At 61.4% G+C, this 16,195-nt stretch carries 17 protein-coding genes; 8 read left to right on the forward strand and 9 right to left on the reverse strand.

Going from position 1 to position 16,195, the window contains the following annotated elements; genetic code table 11:
- The first annotated feature begins 210 nt into the window (after window positions 1-210).
- The 3 genes from PSCI_RS05470 to PSCI_RS05480 all read left to right on the forward strand — a co-directional run bounded on the left by PSCI_RS05470 (window position 211) and on the right by PSCI_RS05480 (window position 2,605).
- On the forward strand, window positions 211-873 hold the full coding sequence (locus PSCI_RS05470) for a TetR/AcrR family transcriptional regulator (RefSeq protein WP_045483811.1): 663 nt from the start codon (window positions 211-213) through the stop codon (window positions 871-873).
- 33 nt (window positions 874-906) lie between these two features.
- Entirely contained in the window at window positions 907-1,500 is a 594-nt protein-coding gene (locus PSCI_RS05475) for an IMPACT family protein (protein WP_045483814.1), read from the forward strand.
- Window positions 1,501-1,918: 418 nt separating this feature from the next.
- Window positions 1,919-2,605: an SDR family oxidoreductase gene (locus PSCI_RS05480; RefSeq protein WP_045483816.1), complete on the forward strand. Its 687-nt coding sequence runs from the start codon at window positions 1,919-1,921 to the stop codon at window positions 2,603-2,605.
- A 40-nt stretch (window positions 2,606-2,645) separates the two neighbouring features.
- On the opposite strand, the gene PSCI_RS05485 is transcribed toward PSCI_RS05480, so the two are convergent.
- Window positions 2,646-3,737 (reverse strand): calcium:proton antiporter, encoded by a 1,092-nt coding sequence (locus PSCI_RS05485; protein ID WP_045483819.1) that lies wholly within the window; start codon window positions 3,735-3,737, stop codon window positions 2,646-2,648.
- 165 nt (window positions 3,738-3,902) lie between these two features.
- On the opposite strand from PSCI_RS05485, the gene PSCI_RS05490 reads away from it, so the two are divergent.
- The gene (locus PSCI_RS05490; RefSeq protein ID WP_045483822.1) at window positions 3,903-4,856 is read left to right on the forward strand and encodes an adenosine deaminase; all 954 of its coding nucleotides are present in this window, start codon (window positions 3,903-3,905) and stop codon (window positions 4,854-4,856) included.
- A gap of 6 nt (window positions 4,857-4,862) precedes the next feature.
- On the opposite strand, the gene PSCI_RS05495 is transcribed toward PSCI_RS05490, so the two are convergent.
- Together PSCI_RS05495 and PSCI_RS05500 are read right to left on the reverse strand one after the other, a co-directional pair.
- Window positions 4,863-5,555 (reverse strand): ArsR/SmtB family transcription factor, encoded by a 693-nt coding sequence (locus PSCI_RS05495; RefSeq protein ID WP_045483825.1) that lies wholly within the window; start codon window positions 5,553-5,555, stop codon window positions 4,863-4,865.
- 227 nt (window positions 5,556-5,782) lie between these two features.
- Window positions 5,783-6,694: a LysR family transcriptional regulator gene (locus PSCI_RS05500; RefSeq protein ID WP_045483828.1), complete on the reverse strand. Its 912-nt coding sequence runs from the start codon at window positions 6,692-6,694 to the stop codon at window positions 5,783-5,785.
- Between the two features lie 113 nt (window positions 6,695-6,807).
- On the opposite strand from PSCI_RS05500, the gene PSCI_RS05505 reads away from it, so the two are divergent.
- Window positions 6,808-7,818, forward strand: a complete 1,011-nt coding sequence (locus tag PSCI_RS05505; protein WP_045483832.1) for a zinc-binding alcohol dehydrogenase family protein — start codon at window positions 6,808-6,810, stop codon at window positions 7,816-7,818.
- Here the strand turns inward: PSCI_RS05505 and PSCI_RS05510 are convergent.
- Window positions 7,815-8,993 carry a multidrug effflux MFS transporter gene (locus PSCI_RS05510; RefSeq protein ID WP_045483835.1) on the reverse strand — a complete coding sequence of 393 codons (1,179 nt, stop codon included), beginning with the start codon at window positions 8,991-8,993 and terminating at the stop codon, window positions 7,815-7,817. The two genes, PSCI_RS05505 and PSCI_RS05510, sit on opposite strands and share 4 nt — an antisense overlap.
- Window positions 8,994-9,069: 76 nt before the next feature.
- On the reverse strand, window positions 9,070-9,267 hold the full coding sequence (locus PSCI_RS05515) for a heavy-metal-associated domain-containing protein (protein ID WP_045483838.1): 198 nt from the start codon (window positions 9,265-9,267) through the stop codon (window positions 9,070-9,072).
- 145 nt (window positions 9,268-9,412) lie between these two features.
- On the opposite strand from PSCI_RS05515, the gene PSCI_RS05520 reads away from it, so the two are divergent.
- From PSCI_RS05520 to cueR, 3 genes are all read left to right on the forward strand, one after another.
- Complete coding sequence (locus PSCI_RS05520) at window positions 9,413-9,790, forward strand: hypothetical protein (RefSeq protein WP_045483841.1); 378 nt, start codon at window positions 9,413-9,415, stop codon at window positions 9,788-9,790.
- Between the two features lie 68 nt (window positions 9,791-9,858).
- Window positions 9,859-12,048, forward strand: a complete 2,190-nt coding sequence (locus PSCI_RS05525) for a heavy metal translocating P-type ATPase (protein WP_045483845.1) — start codon at window positions 9,859-9,861, stop codon at window positions 12,046-12,048.
- Window positions 12,045-12,455 (forward strand): Cu(I)-responsive transcriptional regulator, encoded by a 411-nt coding sequence (gene cueR / locus PSCI_RS05530; RefSeq protein ID WP_045483848.1) that lies wholly within the window; start codon window positions 12,045-12,047, stop codon window positions 12,453-12,455. The genes PSCI_RS05525 and cueR overlap by 4 nt, the downstream gene beginning before the upstream one ends.
- Window positions 12,456-12,461: 6 nt before the next feature.
- Here cueR and PSCI_RS05535 read toward each other — a convergent pair whose 3' ends face one another.
- The 4 genes from PSCI_RS05535 to PSCI_RS05550 form a co-directional block, all read right to left on the reverse strand.
- Window positions 12,462-13,358, reverse strand: coding sequence for a PA4780 family RIO1-like protein kinase (locus PSCI_RS05535; protein WP_045483851.1), 897 nt, complete (start codon window positions 13,356-13,358; stop codon window positions 12,462-12,464).
- 156 nt (window positions 13,359-13,514) lie between these two features.
- The gene (locus PSCI_RS05540) at window positions 13,515-14,321 is read right to left on the reverse strand and encodes an AraC family transcriptional regulator (protein WP_045483853.1); all 807 of its coding nucleotides are present in this window, start codon (window positions 14,319-14,321) and stop codon (window positions 13,515-13,517) included.
- Between the two features lie 73 nt (window positions 14,322-14,394).
- Entirely contained in the window at window positions 14,395-15,810 is a 1,416-nt protein-coding gene (locus tag PSCI_RS05545; RefSeq protein WP_045483856.1) for a DUF726 domain-containing protein, read from the reverse strand.
- A 22-nt stretch (window positions 15,811-15,832) separates the two neighbouring features.
- Window positions 15,833-16,111 (reverse strand): hypothetical protein, encoded by a 279-nt coding sequence (locus tag PSCI_RS05550; RefSeq protein WP_045483859.1) that lies wholly within the window; start codon window positions 16,109-16,111, stop codon window positions 15,833-15,835.
- Window positions 16,112-16,195 lie beyond the last annotated feature (84 nt).

The following is a 16,195-nucleotide window of genomic DNA, read 5'->3' on the forward strand; positions in this document are numbered from 1 at the left end:
ATTAACCAGCCAAGCCCGTAAAACGGCTGCCGATAGCCTCCCGTCATCCGCACCTTATATATAGAGAGAGATAAGGAGTCTATGCCACGGGGCACGAGAAGACGACACCACACCGCAAGATTGTCAGACAAAATTACCAATTAAGCTTGTAGGAACCTTACAGGTACGTTATCTCTGCACCCTTGAACGACAGCCCTGCGGAATTGCCACATGCCTCTTGAAGTCCCTGCGCACAGCTCATCGCCAAGCAAGCCTGCCAGTCGTATCCGGCAGCGAAACCAGCAGCTCATCCTCAGAGCGGCCGAAGACGAATTTGCCCGGCATGGTTTCAAGGGCACCAGTATGAACACCATCGCGCTGAATGCTGGTTTGCCCAAGGCGAATCTGCATTACTACTTCAGCAACAAGCTGGGCCTGTACATCGCGGTCCTGAGCAACATCATCGGGCAATGGGACGAAACCTTCAGTCACCTGAGCGCCGAGGATGACCCCGCCGAGGCACTCGCTTCTTATATACGGACCAAAATGGAGTTCTCCAGGCGCTATCCACAGGCGTCGCGCATCTTCGCCATGGAGATCATCAGTGGCGGCGAATGCCTGAGTGAGCATTTCAATAAGGACTACTGCCTCTGGTTCCAGGGACGGGTTGCCGTGTTCCAGGCCTGGATCGATGCCGGCAAGATGGACCCCGTCGACCCGGTTAACCTGATTTTCCTGCTGTGGGGCAGCACCCAGCATTACGCTGACTTCGCCAGCCAGATCTGTCGTGTTACCGGGCGCAGCCGGCTGAGCCGCCAGGACATGGACCTGGCCACCGAAAATCTGATCCGCATCATCCTCAAAGGTTGTGGGTTAGTGCCGCCGGCCTTGTAAAATGCGCATCCCGCAATCAGACGGATGCAGCGCATGCCCTCTACCCTTGCCGGCTTTTGCGAGTTCCGCGAAGAAATCCGTAAAAGCCGCTTCATCACCTTCGCCGGCCCCGTCTCAAGCCCCGCCCAAGCGCAGGCCTTCATTGAGCAGCACAGCGACCTGAACGCCACCCACAACTGCTGGGCCTGGAAACTGGGTAGCCAGTACCGCAGCAATGATGACGGCGAACCGGGTGGCACGGCAGGCCGGCCCATCCTCGCCGCCATTGAAGCGCAAGACTTTGATCAAGTGGTCGTTCTGGTGATTCGCTGGTACGGCGGTATCCAGTTGGGCACCGGCGGCCTCGCCCGCGCTTATGGCGGCGGCGCGAATAAATGCCTGCAGCAGGCTGAACGAGTGCTGCTGATCAACCGCGAAGCGTTCAGCCTGGCGTGCAGTTTCAGTGAGCTGGCCCTGGTCAAGTTACGCCTCAGCGAGGCCGATGCCCTTATAGAAGAAGAAAGCTTTACCGCCAACGGGGTACAGCTGGACATTGCCGTCAGCCCGGAGCAACTGGAAACCCTGCGCCGACAACTGGCCGATCTGAGCCGCGGGCGGATTTTACTGCACTCATCGAACGCAGACTGAGCGACATACTTGCCCACATCTGCTGTGGGCCTGATTGTGGATAAGCTGAGCACATTACCCCAAGAGCCTTACCGGACAAGACCTGCAGAGTATTGGTCGTTTTTTGTTCAAACCCCTGGTATTTACTAAAAATGGCAGACAAACAAGCACTTAAGCGTTTTTCAAAGCTATCAGCCCAAGCAGTTATCCCCACCTCAGCAGGTTTCGCACATTAACTGTGGAGCAGCCTGTGGATAACAGGTGCACGCCTGACGCTATGGCATGTCGCGCCGGGGCCGCGAACAATCGCTCGTTTTTTGACCAGAATTTGAATGCACTCTCGGCCAATCAGAGGATCTGAAACAAGGTATCCACAGGCCAGAGCCTGGAGTAGGCTGCGAGACCTGATGCCATCGCTATCCACAACAAGGAGTTTTCCATGCCCGCTGAAAAAACGGCGCTGATCATTGGCGCATCTCGCGGCCTGGGCCTGGGTCTTGTCCAGCGCCTGACAGAACAGAACTGGAAAGTCACCGCCACCGTACGCGATCCGTTCAAGGCCGACGCACTCAGAGCCATCCCCGATGTCCGCATCGAGACACTGGACATTGATGAAAACGCTTCGGTAGAGGTCTTGCTGCAAAAGCTCAAGGGCGAAGTGTTCGATGTGCTGTTCGTCAATGCCGGCGTGCTCGGCGCCGCGCACCAGAGCGCTGCGCAGTCCACTGCCGCAGAGCTGGGCCAACTGTTCATGACCAATGCGGTGGCGCCGATCCGCCTGGCCGAATACCTGATCGAACAGATTCGCCCCGATACCGGCGTAGTGGCCTTCATGAGTTCAGTGCTGGGCAGCGTTGCCTGCCCGGACGGCGACACGCTGGGCCTGTACAAAGCCAGCAAGGCCGCGCTCAACTCCATGACCAATACCTTCGTTGGCAAACTGCCAGAGCCTCGCCCGACTGTGCTGTCACTGCATCCGGGCTGGGTCAAGACCGACATGGGTGGCGAAAACGCCGAGATCGACGTGCTGACCAGCACCACTGGCCTGGTCAAGCAACTGACCGACTATGCCGGCAAGGGCGGTCACCACTTTATCAACTACAAGGGCGAAACCATCGCCTGGTGACCCGCCGAGCAAGTGCCTGTGTTATCCACAGGCATTCTCCTCACAATCCAAGGCATGAAAGCATGATAAACGTGGCAAACAGCACGAAGTGCGTCATGCCCTCGATGGCGTTGGTCTGCCCGTCATTGAGATTGATCGCACAGACCAGCAAAGTGATGAATACCATGACTGTCTGCACCGGTGTCATGGCCATCTGAAACGGCTGGTCGTTGTACAGCGCCATCGCTTCCATGACCGGTACGGTGAGAATCACTGTGGATAACGACGCGCCCAGCGCAATGTTGACCACCGCCTGCATCCGGTTGGCCAGCGCCGCACGCAAAGCGGTGAGAATTTCCGGAGAGGCCGAGATTGCCGCGACCAGGATTGCGGTCATCACCGGCGGTGCGCCGCTGCCCTCCAGCCCCAGATCCAGGGTCTGGGCCATGACCTCGGCCAATGCGCCAATCACAACAACGCCCAGCACCAGAATGGCGATAGACATGCTCAGATTGCTGGCGCCGCCTGCGTGCTGGGCGGCGTCCTGGCGGTGCTTCTTTTCCGGGTAGCTGTAGCTGAAAAAGTAACTGTGCGGGCCGACCTGCATGCGCAGAAACAACGCGTAGAGCACCACCATCGCGCCGATGGTGAACATTGAATAAAGCTTCCAGTCACCCTGCGGGATGAACTCCGGCACGACCATCGACACGCCCATGGCCGTCAGAATCATCACACTGTAGGTACGCGCCGAACTGTCGTTGTAGGCCTGCTCGCCGTGCTTGAGCCCGCCCATCAGGGCCGCAAGACCGAGAATGCCGTTGATATCGAGCATCACCGCCGCGTAAATCGTGTCGCGCACCAGGGTTGGCGAGGGTTCATTGCTCATCATGATCGCCAGGATCACTACCTCCACCAGCACCGCTGACAAGGTCAGAATCATGGTGCCGTAAGGATCACCGACCTTCTCGGCCAGGACTTCGGCATGATGCGCCACCCGCAGCGACGCGCAGACGATAAACCCCACCAGCGCCAGACCGGCCACCAGCGCCACGGTCTTGCCATTACCCAACAGCCAGTGCTCAAGCGAGTAAGCGCCAAGCGTCGCGATGATCGCCAGCAGCAGAAACTTTTCCTGCTTGAGTACAGAGCCCATGTGCGTGTCCCTTCGAGTAATACCAGTTGATTGCCGTCTCAGAGCCGTGGATGTGTCAAAAGGTTTCAAGATATCGACATAACCGTCCTCAAAGCTAGCTTTCTGCCCCGCCGCCGTCTTACCGGTTGTAAAATGCCGGGCCATTGCACCTGATGAGAACAGACCATGTACGACTGGCTGAACGCCCTGCCCAAAGCAGAATTGCACCTGCACCTGGAGGGCTCTCTGGAGCCAGAACTGCTCTTCGCCCTGGCCGAACGCAACCGCATCGTCCTGCCGTGGAATGATGTAGACACCCTGCGCAAGGCTTATGCCTTCAACAACCTGCAAGAGTTTCTCGACCTCTATTATCAAGGTGCGGATGTGCTGCGCACCGAGCAGGATTTCTACGACCTGACCTGGGCCTACCTGCAACGCTGCAAGGCGCAGAATGTTATCCACACCGAGCCGTTCTTCGACCCGCAGACCCACACTGATCGGGGCATTGCGTTTGAAGTGGTGCTCAACGGCATTACCCAGGCGCTCCAGGATGGCCGCCAGCAATTGGGCGTCGACAGTGGCCTGATCCTCAGCTTCCTGCGCCATCTTAGCGAAGACGAAGCACAGAAAACCCTCGACCAGGCCCTGCCGTACCGCGATGCCTTCGTCGCGGTGGGCCTGGACAGTTCGGAAATGGGTCACCCACCGAGCAAATTCCAGCGGGTCTTCGATCGCGCCCGGGGTGAAGGCTTCCTGACCGTCGCCCACGCCGGCGAGGAAGGTCCGCCCGAGTACATCTGGGAAGCCCTCGACCTGCTGAAGATCCAGCGCATCGACCACGGCGTCCGGGCCATTGAAGACGAGCGGCTGATGCAGCGCATTATTGACGAGCAGATCCCGCTGACCGTCTGCCCGCTGTCCAACACCAAGCTGTGTGTGTTCGACGACATGAGCCAGCACAACATACTCGACATGCTCGAGCGCGGCGTGAAAGTCACGGTCAACTCGGACGACCCGGCCTACTTCGGTGGTTACGTGACGGAAAACTTCCACGCCCTGTACACCCATCTGGGCATGACTGAGGACCAGGCCCGGCGCCTGGCCCAGAACAGCCTCGACGCCCGACTGGTCAAAGCCTGACGCTGGTCAGGCGGCAGAGGCGATCCTGCTGATTTCGCGCTGACCGTTGGACGACACTTGCAAGGTGTTGGACTCTTCGGTGGCGCGTAACCAGCCCATCTGGATAAACAACTGCAGCAGACCCGCGCCCAGCGCGCCGCCCAGATGCGGGCTGTGCTCGTGGCGGTCGGGGCAGGCACAGACGGTTTCGCGTTCACGCTGAGCCAGGGCCGGAATGTAGATACCGCGTTCGGCAAACTTGGCCATGCCTTTGCTGGTGACCTCGACACGCTGCTCTTGCTGCTCGATCCAGCCATCGCCCAACAACCGCTGGTACAACTCGGCCGCCAGTTCACCCCCCAGATGATCGCAACACACCCGTGCCCGACGCACTGGTGGCACCGGCACAGGTAGCGCCTGGCTGCGGCTGACCTGTTCGGCGCTGATCAGTGACGCACTGGCCAGGGCCTGCACGGCCACACCGATCTGCGGCGCTGCCAGCCGAAAAAAACGCTTACGCCCGCGGGTTTCCTGCTTGAGCATCCCGCCCGCCGCCAGCCTGGCCAGGTGTGCACCCGCCGATGCGGTGGACAGCCCGGCCTGCAAGGCCAGCTCATCGGCTGGCCGGGCGGCGCCATCGAGCAGCGCCCAGAGCATGGCACTGCGTTTGGGATCGGCCAGCAAGGCCGCCATCTGACTGATGCTAGGTACGTGTTCCATGTGTGTTAACTCCCTGTCGATACATTTTCCATCGCGCTGCCACACGACCCTCCATGGCATGAAGTACAACGCGATCCCTCCCCGGCCGGGATTATAGGCATGGCCTGCGAAGCCCCGACACGGGAAAACGGCCATCATCGACGAGGTGCCTGCCAGCCCTCAGGAGCACTCGCCCCATATTGGCACTCCACGGCAGATAGCATTATTAACGCCTGTCACTTTCCGAATTATCTGTAGGTTTTTTCTCCAAGCTCGGCACAGCGCTGACGCAGCATCTCCAGTAACAGATGCACGGGCCGGTTGAGTTGTGCCCGGTGGGTGCAGAGCAAATTCAGCGGCGTCGGCTCACCGAGCAGTTCCGGCATCAGCACCTTGAGGCGACCGGCCTGCACATCGCCGGCCACGTCCAGCCAGGACTTGTACGCCACGCCGGCGCCGGCAACGGCCCAACGGCGCACCACATCGGCGTCATCGCTGAAGCGGTCACCACGCACCGTCAGGCTGACCTGGCGTTTACCATCATGAAAACGCCAATGGTCGTGAACCCGCTCACCGAGCATGTACAACAGGCAGTTGTGCTGCGCCAGTTGCTCGACCTGCTGCGGTTCGCCATGGCGCACCAGATAAGCCGGCGAGGCACAGAGCACCCGGCGGTTATCGACCGCCACCGGCAGCGCCACCAGGCTTGAATCCTCAGGTTCGCCATAACGCAGGGCCACATCCACCGGCTGACGAAACAGGTCGGCAATACGGTCCCCCAGCAACAGGCGCACACTCAGGTTCGGGTGCTGGCGCTGGAAATCGTCCAGCCAGGGCAGCAGCAGGTTGCGGCCGAAATCCGAGGGTGCTGACAACTGCAGTACTCCGCTGCACTGATCTTCACGCCCGCTCAGCAGGCGCTGCCCCTCCTCCAGGCTGGCCAGCGCCGCGCGGGCATATTGCAGAAAACCTTCACCTTCAGCCGTCAGCCGCAGGCTGCGCGTCGAACGGGCCAGCAGGCGTGCTCCCAATTGCTGCTCAATACGTTTGAGTGCCGCACTGGCCACCGCCGCTGACATGTCCATGACCCGCGCCGCCGCCGACAGGCTGCCCAGCTCTGCGGCACGAACGAACAATTGCAGATCATCAAAGCGCAGCATAGCGGGCCTTATTTTCAAAAAAATATTGAAAGAGCCTACCGTTTTAGCCGGTTTTATCTGGCCTGCAAATAGTCAATCATCTGCCCATCCCGTTCACCACTCAGGAAGTGCCCATGAAAGCCATTGCCTACTACCAATCCTTGCCCATCACTGACAGCCAGGCGCTGCAAGACATCGAACTGCCAGCGCCGGTCGCTGGCCCGCGTGACCTGCTGGTGGAAGTCAAAGCCATTTCGGTCAACCCGGTGGATACCAAGATCCGCCGCAATGTACAGCCCCAGGATGGCGCCGCCAAAGTGCTGGGCTGGGACGTAGTAGGCGTGGTCAAGGCGGTGGGCAGTGACGTGACCCTGTTCCAGCCGGGCGACAAGGTGTTCTATGCCGGCGACCTGACCCGCTCCGGCGGTAATGCCGAACTGCATGTCGTGGATGAGCGAATCGTCGGCCACGCGCCCTCATCGCTGAGCTTCGCCCACGCTGCCGCATTGCCGCTGACCGCAATCACTGCCTGGGAGTTGCTGTTCGAGCGCCTGCAGATTGCCGAAGGCCAGGGCGAGGGCCAAAGCCTGTTGATTGTCGGCGCCGCCGGTGGTGTCGGTTCGATTCTGGTCCAGCTGGCCCGCCAACTGACCTCGCTCAAGGTGATTGGCACCGCCTCACGCCCGGAAACTGCGGCCTGGGTACGCGAGCTCGGTGCCCACGAAGTGATCGATCACAGCCAGCCGCTGAGCGAAGAACTGCGCCGTATCGGCATCGAGCACGTCACCTATGTCGCCAGCCTGACCAACACCGAGCAACATCTGGATCAACTGGTCGAGGCCCTCAAGCCGCAAGGCAAGCTGGCGCTGATCGACGACCCGGATAACCTGGATATCAAGAAGCTCAAGCGCAAGAGCCTGTCGCTGCACTGGGAGTTCATGTACACCCGCTCGATGTTCCAGACCGACGACATGCTTGAGCAGCACAAACTGCTGGAGCGCGTTGCGCAACTGATCGACCTCGGCACCCTGAAGACCACCTTCGGCGAACACTTCGGCGCCATCAACGCCGAAAACCTGCGGCGCGCCCAAGCCCTGCTGGAAAGCGGCAAGGCCAAGGGCAAGATCGTGCTGGAAGGCTTTTAACCGCGCTGGGCCACCCAGCGCCGGGTCAGCACCGACATGCTCACCGCCAGTGCCCCGCACAGGCTGATCACCAGCGCCATCGGCGTGGCAGTGCCATCGTGCAGCACGCCCACCAGGCTGGCGGCACCTGCCGCCACGGTGAACTGCATACAGCCGAGCAAGGCCGAAGCGCTACCTGCGCGACGGCCTTGGCCGTCCATGGCACAGGCTGATGCATTGGGAATGATGCAGCCCAGGCTGGCCAGGCAGACAAACAGCGGCACCAGCAACGGCCAGAGTTGCTCGGTGCGCAGCAGGCTGATGCCCAGCACCGTCAGTGCTGCTGCCAGATAGACCCAGATCATCCGCGCCAGCATCCAGGCCGGGCCGAACCGGCGCAGCACCCGCGCGTTGACCTGCGCGACCAGAATGAACCCCGCCGCATTCGTGCCGAACAGCCAGCCGTAGTGCTCGGCGGGCACACCGTAGAGCTTGATGAAGACGAACGGCGAGCCGGCGATATAGGAGAACATCCCGGCCATGGCAATCCCGCCACTCAGCGCGTAACCGATGAACACCCGGTCCTTGAGCAGATTGAAATACTGCCCCAGCGCCCCCGACAGCGGCGCACGCGGCTGATCGGCGCGCATGCTCTCCGGCAACCCCACCGCCACGGCCACCAGACAGGCAGCACTGAACAGGGTCAGGGCCAGGAAGATCGATTGCCAGCCGTAGGCGTTGACCATCACCCCACCGAGCATCGGCGCCAGGATCGGTGCCAGGCCCATGACCAGCATCAGTTGCGAGAACACCTTGGCAGCGCCTATCGCGTCACAACGGTCACTGACAATCGCCCGCGCCACAACCATCCCGGCGCAGCCGCCCAGCGCCTGAACAAAGCGCGCCGCGATCAGCCATTCAAGGGTCGGCGCCAAGGCACAGACCAGCGACGCCAGGCTGAACAGCACCACACCGACCAACAGTGGCTTGCGTCGGCCAAAGCGGTCAGCCGCCGGACCGTAGACCAATTGGCCGATAGACAAGCCAAAGAAGTACGCGGCCAGGGTCAACTGCACATGTTGTTCGTCAGTGCCGAATGCCAGGGCCATCGCCGGGAAGCCCGGCAGGTAGAAATCGATCGCCAGCGGGCCAAACGCCGACAACGCGCCGAGGATCAGGATGATTCGCAGGTTCATGGAAATCCGTAAGCAAGCTAAGTATTCGCTAGTCTACCCGGCTTGTCGGACATTGACCTCTCGACGCAGAGAAATATTACCGGGCCTGGGCCTGATAACCTTCCTCGGCGATCAGTTCAACAATGCGTTGAGCACTCAGTGCACTGTCGACGCGGGCCTGGCCGGCAGGCAGATCGACCTCGACCCGGGCTGCCGGATCTTCGCCCTGAATGGCGTTGATCACCGCCTTTACGCAGTGACCACAGGTCATACCTTGAACATTGAAGACTTGCATGCCATTAACCTCCTTAAGTGGAATGGGCCAATCGTCAACCTTGCCATCATGGCAAAGTCAAGTTTCTCGTGCATCTGCCGGGCTGGTATTCGTCCCGGCTCTGGGCCAAGCTTGTTCATCGTCGTCTATCACAGGAGTATCAGCGATGCGCTGGTCAGCACTGAGCCTCTGCGCCATCCTCGGTCTTTTCGCAGCAGCCCCCGCCGTTCAGGCCGAGGACTACGGCATCCTGATCATTTCCCGCGAGCGCCTGGAAGTTGGCAGCTCCTGTGAAATCGGCGTGTATATCCAGGACCAACTGGCCGGCCGGGTGTTCCAGGAACAGTCGGTGTCGTTCAACCTGCCGCCTGGCCCGGTGGATATCCGCCTGACCCGCCTGCCCGGCAATGTGGTCGGCTGCGCGCCCGGCATGGAAGCTCAGCAGGTCACGCGGGTGAATGTGCGCAGCGGCGACATCCTCAAGTACCGCATTGCGGCCAATATCAGCGGTCTGTATCTCAAGCAGGCCGACCTGAATTATTGATTGCCTTGACCTTGTCCATGGGTCAAGGTTGATCCTTGCAGGCATTGAGCCTTCAAGGAGTGAACACAATGCAAGAGCCCATCGCTTTCGACCTGCCGATCAGCGGCATGACCTGCGCCAACTGCGCCGGTCGGGTCGAGCGTGCACTGGCCAAAGTGCCGGGTGTCGACCAAGTCACCGTCAACCTGGCCAACGAACACGCGTATGTCCAGGCACAGCACGATACTGATCCGCAAACCCTCATCGAGGCCGTCAGCCGTGCCGGTTACAGCGCAAGCCTGAGCCCGCCGTCCAGCCAGGAGCGTGCGCAACACGGGCATCGCGAGCGCTGGTGGGTGCTCGCCGCGCTGCTGCTGGCGCTGCCGCTGGTACTGCCCATGCTGCTGACGCCGTTGGGTATTCACGCAATGCTGCCAGCCTGGGCGCAGTTCGCGCTGGCCACACCGGTGCAGTTCATTTTCGGCGCACGCTTTTATGTCGCGGCCTGGAAGGCGTTGCGCGCCGGCAGCGGCAATATGGACCTGCTGGTTGCACTGGGCACCAGTGCCGGCTACGGCCTGAGCGTCTACGTCTGGGTCATGGCCGCCCCGGATCACGCACCGCATCTGTACTTCGAAGCCTCGGCCATGGTCATTGCCCTGGTGCTGCTCGGCAAACATCTGGAAAGCCGCGCCAAGCGCCAGACTGCCAGCGCCTTGCGCGCGCTGGAAGCGCTGCGTCCGGAACGTGCCTGGCAGGTCATCGACGGCCAGGAACGGGAAGTTGCCATCAGCGCCCTGCGCGTCGACGACAGGGTGCTGGTGCGCCCTGGTGAACGCTTCCCGGTGGATGGCCAAGTCATCGAGGGCCAGAGCCATGCCGACGAAGCGCTGATCAGCGGTGAAAGCCTGCCGGTGCCCAAGCACCCCGGCGATCAAGTGGTCGGCGGCGCCATCAATGGTGAAGGCCGCCTGCTGGTACGGGCCACGGCGTTGGGCGCCGAGTCGGTGCTGGCGCGGATCATTCGTCTGGTCGAAGACGCCCAGGCTGGCAAGGCACCGATTCAGCGTCTGGTGGATAAGGTCAGCCAGGTGTTCGTCCCGGTGGTACTACTGATCGCCCTGATCACCTTGGGTGCCTGGCTGCTCTACGGTGCGCCGCTGGAAGTCGCGTTACTCAACGCTGTGGCAGTTCTGGTCATTGCCTGCCCTTGCGCACTGGGCCTGGCCACTCCGACAGCGATCATGGCCGGCACCGGCGTGGCAGCCCGGCATGGCATTTTGATCAAGGACGCCGAAGCGCTGGAGCGTGCCCATGAAGTCGATGTGGTGGTGTTCGACAAGACCGGCACCCTGACCCTTGGTAGCCCGCGCATCACCAACATGAGCGCCGCGAGGGTCAACGAAGAGCAACTCCTGCAATGGGCCGGCACCCTGCAACGCGGCAGCGAACACCCGTTGGCCAAGGCGGTGCTGGAAGTCTGCGAACAGTGGCAACTGCAACTGGAACTCCCGGAGCACAGCCACGCCCTGGCCGGGCGCGGTATTGCCGCCACCGTGAACGGCCGCCAGTTGGCGCTGGGCAATCGTCGCCTGCTGGACGAGAACGAGCTGCTGCCGGGCGAGCTGGCCGAGTCAGCACAAGCCTGGGAAGCCGAAGGACGGACCATCTCCTGGCTGATCGAGCTGGCTCCGCAGCCCGGCGTGATTGGCCTGTTTGCCTTTGGCGATACCCTCAAGCCCGGTGCCCGGCAAGCCGTGCAGCAACTGAACCAACGCGGCATCGCCAGCCACCTGCTGACCGGCGACAACCAGGGCAGTGCGCAGATGGTCGCGCGCGAGCTGGGCATCTTCGATGTGCACGCACAGATTCTGCCGGCCGACAAAGCCGCTATCGTCGACAACCTCAAGCGCAACAAGGTCGTCGCCATGGTCGGCGACGGCCTCAACGACGCCCCGGCGCTGGCGGCCGCGGATGTCGGCATTGCCATGGGCGGCGGCACCGATGTGGCCATGCAGGCCGCCGGTATTACCCTGATGCGCGGCGATCCACGGCTAGTGCCGGCAGCGCTGGAGATCAGCCGCAAGACCTACGCCAAGATCCGCCAAAACCTGTTCTGGGCCTTCGTCTACAACCTGATCGGCATTCCCTTGGCCGCTCTGGGCTACCTCAATCCGGTGCTGGCCGGCGCGGCCATGGCGCTGTCGAGTGTCAGCGTGGTGAGCAACGCCTTGCTACTGAAAACCTGGAAACCCAAAGACCCGGTGGAGCAACCATGAACATCGGTCAGGCAGCCAGCCGCAGCGGGCTGAGCGCCAAGATGATCCGCTATTACGAAGCCACCGGCCTGCTGCAGCCGGCACCGCGCAGTGACAGCGGTTATCGGCATTATCAGGACAAGGACCTGCATACCCTGGCGTTCATCAAACGCTCAAGGGACCTGGGTTTCTCGCTGGAGGAAGTCGGCAAGCTGCTGACCCTCTGGCAGGATCGCCAGCGCGCCAGCGCCGACGTCAAGGCCCTGGCCCAGCGGCACGTGGATGATCTGCAACGCAAGATCGAGGAAATGGCCAGCCTGCGCGACACCCTGAGCGAGCTGATCGAACACTGCCAGGGCGACCAACGCCCTGACTGCCCGATCCTCAAAAGCCTGGAATCGGGTGCCTGTTGTACCCGACGCTCATAGACCGGTTTATTGCATCCACGGCGGTGTCGGCTCTTCGTCCTGCCGCCCGTTTGGCGCATCGGCAGCCGCCAGGGCTGCCTGACGGCGGGCCTCGTCGCGTTTGGCCGCTTCGATCTCGCGCATCACCCCACGCACATCGGCTTCGCGGGTCGAGTCCTGGAATTGGCCGGTCAGCGGCGTATCCGGGCTCAGGGTGCCGGCTTGATAATGGGCCCACATTTCCTTGGCGTAGCGGGTCTCTCTGAGCTCTGGGGCAAAACGTCCGAAGTAGGCGGCCATGTTGCCGACATCGCGCTCAAGCATGCTGAATGCATGATTGTTGCCCGCCGCATCCACCGCCTGGGGCAGATCGATGATCACCGGGCCGTCCGGGTCGAGCAGCACGTTGAACTCCGACAAATCGCCATGCACCAGCCCGGCACACAGCATCAGCACGATCTGGCGGATCAGGTAGGCGTGATACTCACGGGCCTGCTCCGGCTCCAGCTCGACATCGTTCAGGCGTGGCGCCGCATCGCCGTCACCATCGCTGATCATTTCCATCAACAGCACGCCATCGAGAAAGTCATAGGGCTTGGGTACCCGCACCCCGGCACTGGCCAGGCGGAACAGTGCTGCGACCTCGGCGTTCTGCCAGGCATCCTCGGCTTCCTTGCGACCGAACTTCGAGCCCTTGGCCATGGCTCGCGCCTGGCGGCTGTTACGAACCTTACGCCCTTCCTGGTATTCCGCCGCCTGACGAAAACTGCGCTTGTTCGCCTCCTTGTAAACCTTCGCACAGCGCAATTGCTTGCCACAGCGCACCACATACACAGCTGCCTCTTTCCCGCTCATCAGCGGACGCAGCACCTCGTCGACCAGACCGTCTTCGATCAGGGGTTCAATGCGTTTAGGAGTTTTCATCGGCTTTGAGTGGGGGTCCTTTGCCAGATACGCGTAAGTCGTCGTTATACGGCAATCCGCTACCAGCGAGTAGAGGGGCCGCTTGCTGATCTACACAGCAGGTGCATACAAATGTTTACCAATCGGGGTTGGAGTCACAGTTTTCACAGCCGTTCATCACTGCTTGAACAACTCTCCCGGTGTAAAACCAAACAGATTCCTGAAGGCTGCGATAAACGCGGAAGTCGAGTCATAACCGCACTGCAACGCGGTGTCCGTCACCCGGCTACCGTCTTGCAGTGCGTTCAGCGAGGCCAGCAAGCGCGCTCGCTGGCGCCAGCCACGAAAGCTCAGGCCGGTTTCACGCTGAAACAAACGCATCAGGGTTTTCTCGGATGTGCCCAGCCGTGCGGCCCACTCGTGCAGAGTCACAGGCAGACCGGGGTCGCGGATCAACTCGTTGCACAACGCCAACAGCCGCGCATGACGCGGCAGTGGCAGGCTGAAGCCGACCTCAGGCAAGACCGCCAGTTGATCGAGCAGCACGTGCACCAGACGCGCCTCGGCGCTGTCGTGTTCCGGGTAGGTGGATGGCAACTGACAAAAATGCTTGATCAGCTCGCGGGTCAAGGCCGTGACCTCCAGTACCCGGCAGCGCGGCGGTGCCCATTGGCAATCACGGCTACGCACATACAGGCTGCGCATTTCAGCTTCAGTGGAGGTCACCACTTGATGCTCAAGCCCGGCCGGAATCCACACCGCCCACTGCGGCGGCGCGAAAAAGCTGCCCTCAGGGGTATGCACACCCAGCACCCCACTGATGGCATAGGAAAACTGCACCCAGTCATGGCTGTGCGGCGGCGTCCAGGACCCGGCCCAAAGACTTTCGGCTCTGGCATAGAGCGGACGCGGCAAATCCACCAGGTCAGGAATACTGCGCTGGCCGGCAGCAGATGGCGCGCTGGCCTGTCCGTTGTTCAGCATTCTCGGCTCTTATAGCTCAAGTCGGTAATGGCTTCACAGAGTAGCCTGTCAGCCCGACACTGTACAAAAGGGCTTACATCAATCCTTCATCATCCAGCGTAATCCGGGCATAGAACACAATCGCCACGGTGGGAATCAGCGCTGAATAGCCTGGTCGCAGCGCCGTACCAAAGCGCGTCATCAGGCGTTGCAGCGGCGCGTTCCTGATTGCCCCCAGCACGCCTCTGACAGACCCGGCCACGCCGCTGACCGGCGGGGCGGTGGACGGCGAAACGGTTTTGAATGAAGCGGCCAGTGTCAGTCGCTCGGCCAGTTCATCGATGTGCCGGGCATAGGCATCCCAGGGCATGCTTCTAATACTGCTCAACGGCGCCTGGGCCAGCGGATGATCATCGACGAATGCGTGGGCGAAGAACGTCCTGAGCAGCAACGCCTCGACCTCGACGACGGTGGCGCAGTGATGCAAGGCATTTCCCAGGTCATACTGGCGGGCCAGCATGCTCAGTACCCGGGTGTAGGAAACCCCGTGACGGCGTGCGGCATTGAGCAGAAAGTGCCCGCCCACCAACTGGAACTCACGGGCGAAGGCGTAAGCCCGGTCCGGCTCATGCGCCTGCAGGCGTGTCCAGCGGCTGCTGCGCAGATGCTTGATGGCCTCATCCAGCAGGTAGGCTGGCGAGCGTCGCACCACGTCAAGCAAGTAGGCGTCCTGCAACACCGGATCGAGGTCGGCAACCGGCAACAACGCTGTATCCACCAGTGGCCCGTCGAAACCACTGAACTGCGTGGCCGCCAACACGTCGCCAAGACGCTTCCAGTAATGGTTGTGTCGATAACCGGTCATGCGCACATTGTCAAAGTGCTCCACCGGCATTCGGCCCAGGCTGCGCTCGCCGAGGTTGAGCAGCAGCACCGGGTCTTCACTGGACCAGGCATTGATCAGCCGCCCGGCGATGCGCGGGCGCAACTGCGCAGCTTCCTCTGCTTCGACCCGCACCGCCGCGCCCATCAACAGCACATCACCGATGGTCAAGTCAGGTTCGTTAGCAGCGTCCAGGTGCCTGAGCATGCTGATCAACAGCCGACCGCCCAGCGAATGGCCGATCAGGTTAATGCGTTTGACCTGCGGGTGATGCTGCGCCAGATAACTGCCCAGTTGCCGCAGCAGGACCTTGCCCATGTTCTCGGCACGGCTGCGAATGCGCGCAAAATGCATGGCCCGATCACCTGCCAACGCGGCAGCACCGGCCAACGGGTGCAAACGCGCGGCCGCCATCAGCAAACCACGGGAGCGGTTATCCATCTGCATGAAATGACTGGACGGCCAGAACGCCAGAACGTTGATGCTCTGGCGCAACTCGGCGGGGATGCTGGCCGCCAGCATGCGCCGGTCATCCAGGTCGTGACCGGCCGAATAGCCATGGACAAAGATATTCGCAACATCGCCGGTGGCGTTGGGCAGGGTCAGAAACTTGAAGTGAGTGTCCACCGGATGAAGTCTCGGCTCGCGTTCAATCGCGGAAGATAAACCGCTTGGCAATACGCTTGATAAGCCGCAAACAAAGCATGACCCCGGCCAGGGCAATCACCGCCTTGGCCACCAGCATGAACCAGGCTTCGATGTCGGCCGACAGCAAGCCCATCAGCCAGCCCATACCGGCGATCAGCAAGCCAATCAGCAACAGGCCGATATGCGGCTGCAGCCAACGCGTCCTGGCCCCCTTGTCGAACAGGTATAAGGCAACCCCTACCAGGGTCAGAAATACCAGTACCGCGATGATCAGTCCCATGCTCTACCTGAAGGGTTAGCCGAAAACAAACGCAGGCTGCGCGGGCCGATTATGCCCACGCTTGAACAGCTTTACCACGCGCCG

The organism is Pseudomonas sp. StFLB209 (genome assembly GCF_000829415.1).
Taxonomy (GTDB): domain Bacteria; phylum Pseudomonadota; class Gammaproteobacteria; order Pseudomonadales; family Pseudomonadaceae; genus Aquipseudomonas.

Excerpts from the sequence above, each read along its gene's own strand:
- PSCI_RS05475 (WP_045483814.1), top strand. The coding sequence starts at position 907 with ATGCCCTCTACCCTTGCCGGCTTTTGCGAGTTCCGCGAAGAAATCCGT.
- cueR (WP_045483848.1), top strand. The coding sequence starts at position 12,045 with ATGAACATCGGTCAGGCAGCCAGCCGCAGCGGGCTGAGCGCCAAGATG.
- PSCI_RS05490 (WP_045483822.1), top strand. The coding sequence starts at position 3,903 with ATGTACGACTGGCTGAACGCCCTGCCCAAAGCAGAATTGCACCTGCAC.
- PSCI_RS05515 (WP_045483838.1), bottom strand. The coding sequence starts at position 9,267 with ATGCAAGTCTTCAATGTTCAAGGTATGACCTGTGGTCACTGCGTAAAG.
- PSCI_RS05525 (WP_045483845.1), top strand. The coding sequence starts at position 9,859 with ATGCAAGAGCCCATCGCTTTCGACCTGCCGATCAGCGGCATGACCTGC.
- PSCI_RS05495 (WP_045483825.1), bottom strand. The coding sequence starts at position 5,555 with ATGGAACACGTACCTAGCATCAGTCAGATGGCGGCCTTGCTGGCCGAT.
- PSCI_RS05500 (WP_045483828.1), bottom strand. The coding sequence starts at position 6,694 with ATGCTGCGCTTTGATGATCTGCAATTGTTCGTTCGTGCCGCAGAGCTG.
- PSCI_RS05535 (WP_045483851.1), bottom strand. The coding sequence starts at position 13,358 with ATGAAAACTCCTAAACGCATTGAACCCCTGATCGAAGACGGTCTGGTC.
- PSCI_RS05510 (WP_045483835.1), bottom strand. The coding sequence starts at position 8,993 with ATGAACCTGCGAATCATCCTGATCCTCGGCGCGTTGTCGGCGTTTGGC.
- PSCI_RS05505 (WP_045483832.1), top strand. The coding sequence starts at position 6,808 with ATGAAAGCCATTGCCTACTACCAATCCTTGCCCATCACTGACAGCCAG.
- PSCI_RS05520 (WP_045483841.1), top strand. The coding sequence starts at position 9,413 with ATGCGCTGGTCAGCACTGAGCCTCTGCGCCATCCTCGGTCTTTTCGCA.
- PSCI_RS05480 (WP_045483816.1), top strand. The coding sequence starts at position 1,919 with ATGCCCGCTGAAAAAACGGCGCTGATCATTGGCGCATCTCGCGGCCTG.
- PSCI_RS05540 (WP_045483853.1), bottom strand. The coding sequence starts at position 14,321 with ATGCTGAACAACGGACAGGCCAGCGCGCCATCTGCTGCCGGCCAGCGC.
- PSCI_RS05470 (WP_045483811.1), top strand. The coding sequence starts at position 211 with ATGCCTCTTGAAGTCCCTGCGCACAGCTCATCGCCAAGCAAGCCTGCC.
- PSCI_RS05550 (WP_045483859.1), bottom strand. The coding sequence starts at position 16,111 with ATGGGACTGATCATCGCGGTACTGGTATTTCTGACCCTGGTAGGGGTT.
- PSCI_RS05485 (WP_045483819.1), bottom strand. The coding sequence starts at position 3,737 with ATGGGCTCTGTACTCAAGCAGGAAAAGTTTCTGCTGCTGGCGATCATC.